Origin of the sequence: Pseudomonas sp. NBRC 111123, assembly GCF_001320205.1 — a bacterium.
Classification (GTDB): domain Bacteria; phylum Pseudomonadota; class Gammaproteobacteria; order Pseudomonadales; family Pseudomonadaceae; genus Aquipseudomonas; species Aquipseudomonas putida_J.
Map to the genome: position 1 here is coordinate 1 of NZ_BCAZ01000030.1, position 13,869 is coordinate 13,869.

Annotated in this window: 11 protein-coding genes; 9 read left to right on the plus strand and 2 right to left on the minus strand. The window is 63.3% G+C overall.

What is annotated here, in order from left to right; genetic code table 11:
* Window positions 1–18: 18 nt before the first annotated feature.
* Both APH27_RS15990 and APH27_RS15995 read right to left on the minus strand, forming a co-directional pair.
* Entirely contained in the window at window positions 19–579 is a 561-nt protein-coding gene (locus APH27_RS15990) for a response regulator transcription factor (RefSeq protein ID WP_027920240.1), read from the minus strand.
* The gene (locus APH27_RS15995; RefSeq protein WP_027920241.1) at window positions 579–1,835 is read right to left on the minus strand and encodes an ATP-binding protein; all 1,257 of its coding nucleotides are present in this window, start codon (window positions 1,833–1,835) and stop codon (window positions 579–581) included. The genes APH27_RS15990 and APH27_RS15995 overlap by 1 nt, the downstream gene beginning before the upstream one ends.
* A gap of 202 nt (window positions 1,836–2,037) precedes the next feature.
* Here APH27_RS15995 and APH27_RS16000 point away from each other — a divergent pair, with 202 nt between their 5' ends.
* The 9 genes from APH27_RS16000 (at window position 2,038) to APH27_RS16040 (ending at window position 13,764) form a co-directional block, all read left to right on the plus strand.
* Window positions 2,038–2,754 carry an SIMPL domain-containing protein gene (locus APH27_RS16000; protein ID WP_060485326.1) on the plus strand — a complete coding sequence of 239 codons (717 nt, stop codon included), beginning with the start codon at window positions 2,038–2,040 and terminating at the stop codon, window positions 2,752–2,754.
* Window positions 2,755–3,138: 384 nt separating this feature from the next.
* Window positions 3,139–4,764: an ABC transporter substrate-binding protein gene (locus APH27_RS16005; RefSeq protein ID WP_060485327.1), complete on the plus strand. Its 1,626-nt coding sequence runs from the start codon at window positions 3,139–3,141 to the stop codon at window positions 4,762–4,764.
* Window positions 4,765–4,917: 153 nt separating this feature from the next.
* Window positions 4,918–6,510, plus strand: a complete 1,593-nt coding sequence (locus tag APH27_RS16010) for an ABC transporter substrate-binding protein (protein ID WP_060485328.1) — start codon at window positions 4,918–4,920, stop codon at window positions 6,508–6,510.
* A gap of 235 nt (window positions 6,511–6,745) precedes the next feature.
* A complete protein-coding gene (locus tag APH27_RS16015; protein WP_060485329.1) occupies window positions 6,746–8,125 on the plus strand; it encodes an OprD family porin in 1,380 nt (459 codons plus the stop codon).
* A gap of 73 nt (window positions 8,126–8,198) precedes the next feature.
* Window positions 8,199–9,794 carry an ABC transporter substrate-binding protein gene (locus tag APH27_RS16020; protein WP_060485330.1) on the plus strand — a complete coding sequence of 532 codons (1,596 nt, stop codon included), beginning with the start codon at window positions 8,199–8,201 and terminating at the stop codon, window positions 9,792–9,794.
* 75 nt (window positions 9,795–9,869) lie between these two features.
* Window positions 9,870–10,880, plus strand: coding sequence for an ABC transporter permease subunit (locus tag APH27_RS16025; RefSeq protein WP_027920247.1), 1,011 nt, complete (start codon window positions 9,870–9,872; stop codon window positions 10,878–10,880).
* Between the two features lie 10 nt (window positions 10,881–10,890).
* Entirely contained in the window at window positions 10,891–11,817 is a 927-nt protein-coding gene (locus APH27_RS16030) for an ABC transporter permease subunit (protein WP_027920248.1), read from the plus strand.
* Between the two features lie 10 nt (window positions 11,818–11,827).
* On the plus strand, window positions 11,828–12,796 hold the full coding sequence (locus APH27_RS16035) for an ABC transporter ATP-binding protein (protein WP_027920249.1): 969 nt from the start codon (window positions 11,828–11,830) through the stop codon (window positions 12,794–12,796).
* Window positions 12,796–13,764, plus strand: a complete 969-nt coding sequence (locus APH27_RS16040; RefSeq protein ID WP_027920250.1) for a peptide ABC transporter ATP-binding protein — start codon at window positions 12,796–12,798, stop codon at window positions 13,762–13,764. Before APH27_RS16035 ends, APH27_RS16040 begins: the two co-directional genes overlap by 1 nt.
* Window positions 13,765–13,869 lie beyond the last annotated feature (105 nt).

Here is a 13,869-nt window from a genome sequence, read left to right on the forward strand (position 1 = left end):
GAAGAAGCCCACGCTGAGTCAGCGGCGAACGGGGCGCTTCTGCAATTTGCGCTGCAAGGTCCGGCGGTGCATGCCCAGCGCCCGCGCGGTGGCGGAGATATTGCCCTCGTGCTCGTTCAGCACACGCTGGATGTGTTCCCACTGCAGGCGGTCCACCGACATCGGGTTTTCCGGCACCAGGGAGTCCAGGTCGGCATGCTCCGAGAGCAGCGCCGCCAGCACGTCGTCGGCGTCAGCCGGCTTGCACAGGTAGTTGCAGGCACCACGCTTGACCGCCTCGACGGCGGTCGCGATGCTCGAGTAACCGGTCAGGATCACCACGCGCATCTCTGGGTCCAGCTCCAGCAGCTTGGGCAGCAGCACCAGGCCCGAGTCGCCTTCCATCTTCAGGTCGAGCGTGGCGTAGTCCGGCAGGTCCTGCTGGGCCAGGAGCAGGCCTTCCTCGGCGGAACCGGCAGTGCTCACGCGGAAACCGCGGCGGCTCATGGCTCGGGCCATGACCCGGGTAAAGGTGGCGTCATCGTCCACCAGCAGCAGGTGCGGCAGCTCTTCGCCTTCGACCTGGTTTTCTTCGCTCATCATTCATCTCCTCGCTTGCCATGGGGCAGGCGCAATTCGGTCAGGGTGCCACCCTGTTCATGACTATAGAGTTTCACCGAACCGCCCGCACGGGTCACGCTGGCTTTGCTCAAGAACAGGCCCAGGCCGAAGCCTTTGCCTTTGGTAGTAATGAAGGGTTTGCCAATCGCTTCGGCGATGGCCGGCGGCACCCCAGGGCCATGGTCGCGGATACTGATCAGAATATCCTGGGCGTCCCAGTCAAGGGTCACCTGCAGGTCATCGGGGCAGGCATCGGCTGCATTGTTCAGCAGGTTCAGCAGCGCCTGGGTCAGGTCCGGTGGCGGCGTCAGGCGCGGCACCTGGCCGTCACGCAGGCGCTGGAAGCGATAGCTGGCCTCCGGGCGCATCAGGTGCCAGCGGTTCAGCGCCTCGTCGAGCCAGGCGGTGACGTCCTGTTCGACCACTGCCAGGCGGCGGTTGGCCTCAGCGGCGCGCACCAGTTGCTGCAGGGTTTCCTTGCACAGCTTGACCTGGTCCTGAAGGATCTGCAGGTCTTCCTGCAAAAGCGGGTCGGTGTGGTCCTGGCGCATTTCGTTGAGCAGCACGCTCATGGTCGCCAAGGGTGTGCCCAGTTCGTGAGCCGCACCAGCGGCCTGAGTGGCGACGGCCAGCAGCTGCTCATCACGCAGGCTTTCTTCGCGGCGCTCGGAGCGCAGCTGCTCTTGGCGGCGAAGCTCTTCGGCCATGCGCGCAGCGAAGAAGGTGATCACTGCAGCGGCCAGGGCGATACTCAGCCACATGCCGTAGACCTGCATCTTGTCCCGTGCCATCGGCAGCCCTTCGAGCGGGTAGAACTGCACCAGCAACAAGCTGTAGGCGGTCAGGGCGATCCCCGAGAGGATCAGCGAATACAGCCACGGCAAGGTCACCGCGGCGATTGCCAGCGGCACCAGGTAATAGGAAACGAACGGGTTGGTCGAGCCCCCCGAGTAGTACAGCAAGGCGCTGTGAATCAGCAGGTCGCAAGCCAGCTGCAAGGCATATTCAGTCTCGGTGACCGGCAGCGACAGGCGCAGGCGCAGGGCGGTGAACGCGCAAAGTAGCGACGACAAAGCCAAGGTCGCGGCCAACGACAGCCACGGCAGCGGCAGCAGGTCGGTCCAATAGGCGACGCCCACGGAGCCTGCCTGGGCGGCCAGGACCAGAACGCGAATGACGGTCAGGCGCCAGAGGTTCTGGCGTGTTGCGGACAACGGTTGTGCGGCGGCGAGCATGCGCTCTCCCGATGAGTGCTCCAGGAAAATCGGCTGGAGTATACCGAAGCCAGGCCCCCCGCTGCAGCGATGCGGCAAAGCGCCACACTTTGTCACACGTTCATAGTGGCACTTTTGAACCCACTACACTGCTTCGGGTCTGATGGGCCATGCGTGGAATGGATGGCCAGACCCCACGCCCACTATTGCCAAGGAGTAATACATGCACATCCCACGTCGCGGCGCGGCCCTGATCCTGTCCTGCGGCCTGCTTGCCAGCCTGCCGGCACTGGCGGCCGACGAGCCGCGCTACAACCAGGTATCGCTGCGCGCCGAAGTCAGCAAGGAAGTGGCACGCGACCTGATGGTCGTGACCCTCTACAGCGAAGCGCAGAATACCGACCCGGGCAAGCTCGCCAAGCAGATCACCGAAACCATGAACAAGGCCGTGCAGCAGGCACGCCAGGTCAAGGACGTGAAGATCAGCCAAGGCAGCCGCAACAGCTACCCGGTGTACGACAGCAAGGGCCAGAAGATCACCGGCTGGCGCGAACGCGCCGAGCTGCGCCTGGAAGGTGCCGACTTCCCCGCCCTGTCCCAGCTCACCGCCGACCTGCTGCAGGACCTGAAAATGGGCGGCATGGACTTCTCCATTGCCCCGGCCACGCGCAAGGCCAGCGAGGATGAGCTGCTCAAGGATGCGGTAACTGCGTTCAAGGCCCGTGCGCAACTGGCCACCGAGGCGCTGGGGGGCAAGGGCTATAAAGTGGTCAGCCTGAACCTGAACAGCTCCGGGTACCCGCGCCCTTACCTGCGCAGCGCGCCAATGGCGATGAAAGCCATGGCGGCCGATGAGGCGGCACCGGCGCCGGATATCGAGGCGGGTACCAGTGAAGTCAGCATGAATGCTGATGGCCTGATCGAAGTGCAGATGCCCTAAAGATCGCTGGGGGCGCTTTTCGCCCCTTTCGCGACACAAGGCCGCTCCTACAGGAATATGCGGTCCCTTGTAGGAGCGGCCTTGTGTCGCGACAGGGCTGCAATGCAGCCCTATTTACCAAAATCAGATATTTCCTACGCACTATAGAGGTGCATCCCACACACTCTCCTGCCCCGAAACATCCAGCAAAAAGCCATCATTTCACCTGCGCAAACGTTCAACTTCGCCGAAAGTTATACGAATGCGACATCCATGTACGCTCGTACTACTTTTCTGACGCCAACTATCCTTATGCCTGTTGCATTGGGAATAGCCCCTGCATAAGTATCCTCAGGTCGGCTCACGAGGCCACCTCGAACCAAAAATGACAACAATGAGGCCACCATGCTCAAACACGCAGTCATTCCGTTCCTGCTAGGTGCAGGTTTGCTCGCTGGCGCTCCGCTGGCCAACGCCGCGTCCAACCTGGTGTTCTGCTCCGAGGGCAGCCCGGCCGGCTTCGACCCGGGGCAATACACCACCGGAACCGACTTCGACGCCTCGGCCGAGACCGTGTTCAACCGCCTGACCCAGTTCGAGCGCGGGGGCACCGCGGTCATCCCCGGCCTGGCAACCAAATGGGACGTGGCCGAAGACGGCAAGGCCTACACCTTCCACCTGCGCGAAGGGGTCAAGTTCCACACCACCGACTACTTCAAGCCGACCCGCGAATTCGACGCCGACGACGTGCTGTTCACCTTCAACCGCATGCTCGACAAGAACCACCCCTTCCGTAAGGCCTACCCCACCGAATTCCCCTACTTCACCGACATGGGCATGGACAAGAACATCGCCAAGGTGGAGAAGCTTGACGATCACACCGTGAAGTTCACCCTGAATGAAGTGGACGCCGCATTCATCCAGAACCTGGCCATGAGCTTCGCCTCCATCCAGTCCGCCGAATACGCCGACCAGTTGCTCAAGGACGGCAAGGCCGCCGACATCAACCAGAAGCCGATCGGTACCGGTCCGTTCGTGTTCAGCAAGTACCAGAAAGACGCGCAGATCCGCTTCAAGGGCAACAAGGACTACTGGAAGCCTGAGGACGTGAAGATCGACAACCTGATCTTCGCCATCACCACCGACGCCTCGGTGCGCATGCAGAAGCTGAAGAAGAACGAGTGCCAGGTCACCCTGTTCCCGCGGCCGGCCGACATCGAGCCGCTGAAGGCCGACAAGAACCTGCAGATGCCGCAGCAGGCCGGCTTCAACCTCGGCTACATCGCCTACAACGTGATGGACAAGATCAAGGGCAGCAACGAGCCCAACCCGATGGCCCAGCTGAAGGTCCGCGAAGCGCTGGACATGGCCGTGGACAAGAAGAAGATCATCGAATCGGTCTACCAGGGCGCCGGCCAGCTGGCGGTCAACGCCATGCCGCCCACCCAGTGGTCCTACGACACCACCATCAAGGATGCCAAGTACGACCCCGAAAAGGCCAAGCAACTGCTCAAGGAAGCCGGCATCAAGGAAGGCACCGAGATCACCCTCTGGGCCATGCCCGTGCAGCGCCCGTACAACCCCAACGCCAAGCTGATGGCCGAGATGCTGCAGTCCGACTGGGCCAAGATCGGCATCAAGGCCAAGATCGTCAGCTATGAATGGGGCGAGTACATCAAACGTTCCAAAGCCGGCGAACAGGGCGCCATGTTGATCGGCTGGAGCGGCGACAACGGTGACCCGGACAACTGGCTCGGCACCCTCTACGGCTGCGACGCCATCGATGGCAACAACTTCTCCAAGTGGTGCTACAAGCCCTACGACGACCTGATCAAGCAGGCCAAGGCCACCTCCGACCAGGCCAAGCGCACCGAGCTCTACCAGAAGGCCCAGCACATCCTCAAGGAACAGGTGCCGATCACCCCGATCGCCCACTCCACGGTGTACCAGCCGATGAGTGCCAAGGTGAAGGACTTCAAGATCAGCCCGTTTGCATTGAACGCCTTCTATGGCGTCAGCGTAGACAAGTAGGCCAGGTCCCGGCACTCGCCAATCGGCGGCGGGTGCCACCTCACCACTAGCAAGCCTCTCGAGCCCACTCCGACGCTACCCGCGACGGAGTCGGCAGACTGTTGCCGCCATTCGTACCGCGAGGCGGCGTAAACAGCCGGAAAAGGAACCGCCATGCGCCACGTCACCGCCCTTTCGACCCTGCTCGCCCTCGGCCTGCTGAGCCAGGCCCCTGCCCTCCAGGCCAAGAACCTGGTGTTCTGCTCCGAAGGCAGCCCGGCCGGTTTCGACACCGCCCAGTACACCAGCGCCACCGACAACGACGCCGCCGAGCCGATCTACAACCGCCTGGTGGAGTTCGAACGCGGCGGCACGGCGGTGCACCCGGCGCTGGCAACGAAATGGGAGGTCTCCGACGATGGCCTGCGCTACACCTTCCACTTGCGCCCGGGGGTAAAGTTCCACGCCAACAAGGCCTTCACGCCGAGCCGTGATTTCAACGCCGACGACGTGCTCTTCACGTTCAACCGCATGCTCGACAAGCACCAGCCATTCCGAAAGGCCTACCCCACCGAATTCCCGTACTTCGTCAGCATGGGCCTGGACAAGAACATCGCCCAGGTCGAGAAGTCCGGCCCGCTGACTGTGGTGTTCACCCTGAACAAGGTCGATGCCGCATTCATCCAGAACCTGGCGATGAGCTTTGCCTCGATACTGTCTGCTGAATACGCCGAGCAACTGCTGGCCAGCGGTCGCCCCAGCGACATCAACCAGCAACCGATCGGCACCGGGCCGTTTGTGTTCCAGCGGTATCAGAAGGACTCGCAGATCCGCTTCAAGGGCAACAAGGATTACTGGGCCCCGGAAGAAGTGAAAATCGACAACCTGGTGTTCTCGATCAACACCGACCCCTCGGTACGCATCCAGAAGCTGCGCCGCAACGAATGCCAGGTCACCTTGCACCCGCGCCCGGCTGACCTGCCGGCGCTCAAGGCCGATGGCAAGCTGCAGGTCATGCAGCAGCCCGGTTTCAACCTCGGCTACATCGCCTACAACACCCAGCACCCACCGTTCGACCGCCTGGACGTGCGCCAGGCCATGGACATGGCAGTGAACAAGCAGGCCATCCTCCAGGCGGTATATCAGGACTCCGGCCAGCTGGCGGTCAATGCCATGCCGCCGACCCAGTGGTCCTATGACAACAGCCTCAAGGACGCCCCATTCGACCCGGAAAAGGCCAAGCAGCTGCTCCAGCAAGCCGGGGTCAAGCCGGGCACCGAGATCACCCTGTGGGCCATGCCCGTGCAGCGCCCCTACAACCCCAATGCCAAGCTGATGGCTGAAATGCTCCAGGCCGACTGGAACAAACTCGGCTTCAAAGTGCGCATCGTCAGCTACGAATGGGGCGAATACCTCAAGCGCATGAAAAACGGCGAGCACGACATCGCCCTGATCGGCTGGACCGGCGACAACGGCGACCCGGACAACTGGCTTGGCACCCTCTACAACTGCGACGCCATCGGCAGCAACAACTACTCGCTGTGGTGCGACCCGCAATACGACAGCCTGGTCAAGCAGGCCAAACAGGTCACCGACCGCGAACAGCGAACAGCGCTGTACCAGCAGGCCCAGCAGCGCCTGAAGCAACAGGTGCCGATCACGCCGGTGGCGCACTCCACGGTCAACCAGCCGCTGAGCATCAAGGTGGCCGACTTCAAGGTAAGCCCGTTCGGGCGCAATGATTTTTCCGGTGTGAGTGTTGATTAAGCGATAGCCAATGCCGGCCTCATCGCCAGCAAGCCAGCGCCCACAGGATCACCTGAGGTTTCGGCATCTGCGCCGTACCTGCGGGAGCCGGCTTGCCAGCGATGAGGCCCGGACAGCCAACACAACGCCCCCCATTTTTGCCCGGCGACCCCGGGCAACCCTGGCAACACCGCAGCAAGCAACCCGGCCCACAAGGCCAGGTGATAACTAAAAGAACAGAAAGGGAGCTTTAACCTTGAGACTATTCACCTTGACCGCTTTGGCCTTATCCATCGGCACCTTTTGCGCCGAGGCCCAGGCCGATACCCAGAGCCAGGACTACGTCCCGTTCAGCCTGAAATCCAGCAGTGAACAGGACGAAGCCAAGGGCTTCATCGACGGCCAGAGCCTGTCCGGCAGCACCCGCAACTGGTACGCCCGCGAACGCGCCACGCGCGCGCCACTGTGGAAGTACTACAAGAGCGATGGCAGCCGCCACGACACCCACAGCCGCGACAACTGGGTGCAAGGCAGCATCCTCAACTACAGCTCAGGCTTTACCCAAGGCACTGTCGGCTTTGCCGTCGAGGCCGCCGGCTACAACGCCATCGCCCTGGAGCAGGGCCGTGCCGCGATCGCCGGGCCGAACAACCGGACGCTGACCCATAGCGACGGCGACCCGGTCGGCCAGTGGAGCAAGTTGGGCCTGGGTAACGTCAAAGCGCGCATGTCCAACACCACCCTCACCGTCGGCCGCCAGTCGGTGGACACCCCGATGATCGCCTACATTGGCAACCGTGCGTTGCCATCGAGCTTCCAGGGCGCCTTCCTGCACAGTGCCGAGTTCGACAACCTGTCGATCGACCTGGGCACCTTCGACCGCGTTTCGCCACGTACCGAACAGAGCCTGAGCAAGTTCCGCAGCGAATACAGCGCCACTGGCGTCGAGACCGACCGCGCCAGCACCGCCGGGGTCAATTACCAGCCGTTCAAGAGCCTGACCACCAGCCTGTACGCCACCAAGGTCGACGACTTCTGGAACCAGTACTACTTCGGCGCCAACCACGTGCTCGGCGACAACGCCGTGCTCGCCCTGACCACCGGCCTGAATTACTACAAGACCGTGGACACCGGCAGCAAGAAGATGGGTGAGATCGACAACGACACCTACAGCCTGTCGCTGGGCCTGACTCATCAGGCGCACACCCTCACCGCGTCGTGGCAGCAGGTCAACGGCAACGAATACTTCGACTACCTGCACGAAACCAACGGCATCTACCTGGCCAACTCGCTGCTTTCGGACTTCAACGGTCCCAACGAGAAATCCCTGCAGATTTCCTACGTGCTGAACATGGCGCCGTACGGCGTGCCGGGCCTCAAGTTCAACCTGTACAACGCCCGCGGCTGGGGCATCGACGGTACCCACTACCGTGGCACCGCCTATGACGTCAACGGCATGGACGGCGAGACCCACTACGAGTGGGGCATCGGCACCAGCTATGCCGTGCAGAGCGGGCCGCTGAAAGACACCAGCATCCGCGCCACCTACACCGCGCACCGCGCCAGCAAGGCCCAGGCCGATGGCAGCCTGGACGAGTTGCGCGTGGTCACCACCATTCCATTCAACATTCTCTGACCGCTGGCGCCACGGCCCGCTTCAACCCGGGCCGTGGCGGCTACGCTGGAATCAATGCAAGCAGGGAGTTTCCATGACATCGCTACCGCTCCGCGCTGCCCTGGCAGCGGTCATCCTGGGCGCCGCCGGCAACCTTGCGGCCAAGCCGCTGGTGGTGTGCACCGAAGCCAGCCCGGAAGGCTTCGACGTGGTCCAGTACACGACCGCGGTTACCTTCGACGCCTCGGCCGAAACGGTGTTCAACCGCCTGGTCGACTTCAAGCCCGGCACCACCGACATCCAGCCGGCCCTGGCCGAACGTTGGGAGATTTCGCCTGATGGACTGACCTACACCTTCCACCTGCGCCAAGGCGTGAAGTTCCACACCACCGACTACTTCACGCCGACCCGCGACTTCAACGCCGACGATGTGCTGTGGAGCCTCAATCGCCAGCTCGACCCGAACCACCCGTGGCACGACAAGACCAGCGTGGGTTACCCGTACTTCGAAAGCATGGCCTTCAAGGACTTGCTCAAGTCGGTGGAGAAAACCGATGACCACACCGTGGTCATAACCCTCACCCGCCCGGAAGCCCCTTTCCTTCGGGACATGGCCATGGGCTTCACCTCGATCTACTCCGCCGAATACGGTGACCAGCTGCTCAAGGCCGGCAAGACCGGTGATCTCAACAGCAAGCCGATCGGTACCGGCGCCTTCATCTTCCAGCGCTACAACAAGGATGCCCAGGTCCGCTTCAAGGCCAACCCGGACTACTTCCGCGGCAAGCCACCCGCCGACACGCTGGTGTTCGCCATCGCCACCGACAGCAACGTGCGCCTGCAGAAACTGCGCGCCAACGAATGCCAGGTGGCGCTGTACCCCAAACCCGATGACGTCCCGCTGATCAAAAAAGATCCGACGCTCAAGGTCGACGAAATCGAAGCGCTGGTGACCGGCTACATCGCGATGAACACCCAGCACAAGTACCTGAGCGACGTTCGCGTGCGCAAAGCCATCAACATGGCCTTCGACCGCCAGACCCACGTCGACCAGCTGTTCGGCAAAGGCAACGCGCTGGTGGGCGTGAACCCCTACCCGCCGACCATGATCGGCTACAACACCGAGAACAGAAACCCACCCCGCGACCTGGCCAAGGCCCGGGAACTGCTCAAGGAAGCCGGCGTACCCGAAGGTACGGTGATCACCCTGTTCACCCGCAACGGCGGCGGCGCGACCAACCCCAATCCACGCCTGTCCGCCGAAATGCTCCAGTCCGACCTCAAGCAGATCGGCCTGAAGCTGGATATCCGCGTGATGGAGTGGGCCGAAATGCTGCGCCGCGCCAAGAACGGCGAGGCCGACCTGGTGTCCACCGGCTGGGCCGGCGACAACGGCGACCCAGACAACTTCCTCAGCCCGCTGCTCAGTTGCGATGCCGCAAAAACCGGCGAGAACTATGCACGCTGGTGCAACCCTAACTTCCAGGAGCTGATCACCCGCGCCCGCGAAGTGATCGACAACGACGAACGCGCCAGGCTCTATGCCGAGGCTTTGAAGGTGTACGATGACGATCAACCCTGGATCAGCATGGCCCATCCGAAGATGTTCACTGCCATGCGTGACAACGTGGAGGGCTACGTGATCAACCCTCTGACCAACAACAACTTCGCCACCACCAAGGTGAAGTAGAACAACAACGATCGCCGGGACCCCACACGGGCACCGGCGGCACTGCCCTGACCGGCTGATGAGGTAACCCCGACAATGTTGAGTTTTATTGCCCGGCGCCTGGGCCTGCTGATACCGACCTTCTTCGGTATCACCTTGCTGACCTTCGCGCTCATACGCCTGATCCCCGGCGACCCGGTGGAAGTGATGATGGGTGAGCGCAGGGTCGACCCCGAGATGCACGCCCAGGCCATGGAGCGCCTGGGCCTGAACAAGCCACTGCCAGTCCAGTACCTGGACTACGTCGGCAAGCTGGCCCACGGTGACCTCGGTGAATCGCTGCGCACCCGCGAGAGCGTGTGGACCGAGTTCCTCACCCTGTTCCCCGCCACCCTGGAGCTGGCCCTCGCCGCCTTGCTGTTCGCTGGCGTCGTCGGCCTGCTGGCCGGGGTGATCGCCGCGCTCAAGCGCGGTTCGCTGTTCGACCACGGGGTGATGGGGATATCCCTGGCCGGCTATTCCATGCCGATCTTCTGGTGGGGCCTGATCCTGATCATGTTCTTCTCGGTCAGCCTGGGCTGGACCCCGGTGTCCGGGCGCATCGACCTGCTTTATGACATCGAGCCGAAAACCGGTTTCATGCTCATCGACACCCTGCTCAGCGACGAGGAAGGCGCGTTCAAGGACGCGGTGATGCACCTGATCCTGCCGGCCATCGTGCTCGGTACCATCCCGCTGGCGGTGATCGCCCGCATGACCCGTTCGTCGATGCTCGAAGTGCTGCGCGAGGACTACATCCGCACCGCCCGCGCCAAAGGCCTGTCACCAGCCCGCGTGGTGTTCGTGCACGGCCTGCGCAACGCGCTGATCCCGGTGCTGACGGTGTTCGGCCTGCAGGTCGGCACACTGCTGGCCGGCGCCGTGCTGACCGAAACCATCTTCTCCTGGCCGGGCATCGGCAAATGGCTGATCGAAGCCATCGGCGCCCGTGACTACCCCGTGGTCCAGAACGGCATCCTGTTGATCGCCTGCCTGGTGATCCTGGTCAACTTCGTCGTGGATATCCTCTACGGCCTGGCCAACCCACGCATCCGTCATCAGCGCTGAGGCCTTCGCCATGACTAGCCCGATTCCGAAATCCGTCACACCGGCCAACCCGGTGGACCAGAGCCTGCTCTACCCATCACCGTACAAAGAATTCTGGCACGCCTTCTCGCGCAACAAGGGCGCGGTAATGGGCCTGGCCTTCATGTGCCTGGTGGTATTCTGCGCGTTGTTCGCGCCGTGGGTCGCCCCGCATGACCCGAGCGAGCAATACCGCGACTTCCTGCTGACCCCGCCGGTGTGGCTCGAAGGCGGCAACTGGCAGTTCATCCTCGGCACCGACGAACTTGGCCGCGACCTGCTGTCGCGCTTGATCCAGGGCGCGCGGCTGTCGCTGCTGATCGGCCTGTCGTCGGTGGTGATGTCGCTGATCCCGGGGGTCCTGCTGGGCCTGCTGGCCGGCTTCTTCCCGCAGGTGCTCGGCCCCTCGATCATGCGCCTGATGGACGTGATGCTGGCCCTGCCGTCACTGCTGCTGGCCGTGGCCATCGTCGCCATTCTCGGCCCAGGCCTGATCAACACGGTGATCGCCATCGCCATCGTCTCCTTGCCGTCTTACGTGCGCCTGACCCGCGCCGCGGTGATGGGCGAGCTCAACCGCGACTACGTCACCGCCGCACGCCTGGCCGGTGCCGGGCTGCCACGGCTGATGTTCGTCACCGTGTTGCCCAACTGCATGGCGCCGCTGATCGTGCAGGCAACCTTGAGCTTCTCCTCGGCGATTCTCGACGCCGCCGCCCTGGGCTTCCTCGGCCTCGGCGTGCAACCACCAACCCCCGAGTGGGGCACCATGCTGGCCTCGGCCCGTGACTACATCGAGCGTGCCTGGTGGGTGGTGAGCCTGCCCGGCCTGACCATTTTGCTCAGTGTGCTGGCAATCAACCTGATGGGCGACGGCCTGCGCGATGCGCTGGACCCGAAACTCAAGAACGCCGCCTGAGGAGAACGCCATGTCACTGTTGCAGATCAACAACCTGAACGTGCGCTTCGGCGACGCCAATGCAGTCCCCGTGGTCGACGGCCTGGACCTCGCGGTAGATGCCGGTGAGATCCTGGCCATCGTCGGCGAATCCGGTTCGGGCAAATCCGTGACCATGATGGCCCTGATGGGCCTGATCGACGCCCCCGGTCGGATCACCGCCGACGCGCTCACCTTCGACGGCACCGACATGCTCAAGCTCAGCGGCCGACAACGGCGCAAGGTGGTGGGCAAGGACATCGCCATGGTCTTCCAGGACCCGATGACCGCGCTCAACCCCAGCTACACCGTGGGCTACCAGATCGAGGAAGTGCTGCGTCAGCACCTGGGCCTGAAGGGCAAGGCTGCACGCCAGCGTGCCCTGGCGCTGCTGAAAAAAGTCGAAATCCCGGCTGCGGAAAGCCGCCTGGACGCCTATCCGCACCAGCTGTCCGGCGGCATGAGCCAGCGCGTGGCGATCGCCATGGCCATCGCTGGCGAACCCAAGCTGCTGATCGCCGACGAACCGACCACCGCGTTGGACGTGACCATCCAGGCACAGATCATGGAGCTGCTGGTCAACCTGCAGAAGGAGCGCAACATGGCGCTCATCCTGATCACCCATGACCTGGCCGTGGTTGCCGAAACCGCCAGGCGCGTGTGCGTGATGTACGCCGGCCAGGCCGTGGAAGTAGGCCAGGTACCGGAGCTGTTCGACGTGCCGGCGCACCCCTACAGCGAGGCGCTGCTGGCGGCGATCCCGGAACACAGCATCGGCGCTGAGCGCCTGGCTACCCTGCCCGGCATCGTCCCTGGCCGCTACGACCGCCCGGCCGGCTGCCTGCTGTCGCCGCGCTGCCCGTACGTTCAGGACAACTGCCGGCACCAGCGCCCGCCCCTCGACCCGCAGGCACACAGCCTGGTGCGCTGCTTCTATCCGCTGAACCAGGAGGTGGCGTGATGGCCGTCGTTCTCACTGCCCGGGAGCTGACCCGGCATTACGAAGTCTCCCGCGGGCTGTTCAAGGGCCACGCCCTGGTGCGCGCGCTCAATGGCGTGTCGTTCGAACTGGAGGCCGGCAAGACCCTGGCGGTGGTCGGTGAGTCCGGCTGTGGCAAGTCGACCCTGGCCCGCGCCCTGACACTGATCGAAGAACCCTCCTCCGGCTCGCTGCAGATCGATGGCACCGAGGTGAAGGGCGCCAGCAAGTCCGAGCGCAAGCAACTGCGTCGCGATGTGCAGATGGTGTTCCAGAGCCCCTACGCCTCGCTGAACCCACGGCAGAAGATCGGTGATCAACTGGCCGAACCGCTGCTGATCAACACCTCGCTGAGCAAGGCTGAGCGGCGCGAGAAAGTGCAGAAGATGATGGAGCAGGTCGGCTTGCGCCCCGAGCATTACCAGCGCTACCCGCACATGTTCTCTGGCGGTCAGCGCCAGCGCATTGCCCTGGCTCGGGCGATGATGCTGCAACCGAAGGTACTGGTGGCCGATGAGCCGACTTCGGCGCTGGACGTGTCGATCCAGGCGCAGGTGCTGAACCTGTTCATGGACTTGCAGAAGGAGTTCAACACTGCCTACGTGTTCATCTCGCACAACCTGGCCGTGGTGCGGCATGTGGCCGATCAGGTACTGGTGATGTACCTGGGGCGGCCGGCTGAAATGGGGCCTAAGGAGGATATCTACGAGAAGCCGTTGCACCCGTACACCCAGGCGCTGCTGTCGGCGACACCGGCGATCCACCCAGACCCGCTGAAGCCGAAGATTCGCATTGCAGGGGAGCTGCCCAACCCGCTGAATCCACCGGATGGTTGCGCATTCCACAAGCGTTGCCCGTATGCGACCGAGCGCTGTGCCAAGGAAGTGCCGGCGTTGCGGCAGGTGAGCACCCGGCAGGTGGCCTGCCATTATGCCGAGCAGTTCCTCTAGGTCTGTGTGAGCATCTTCGCGGGCAAGCCCGCTCCCGCAGGGAAAGTGCGATTATCCCTGTGAGAGCGGGCTTGCCCGCGAAGGGCCGCAACGCGGCCCAGTCAG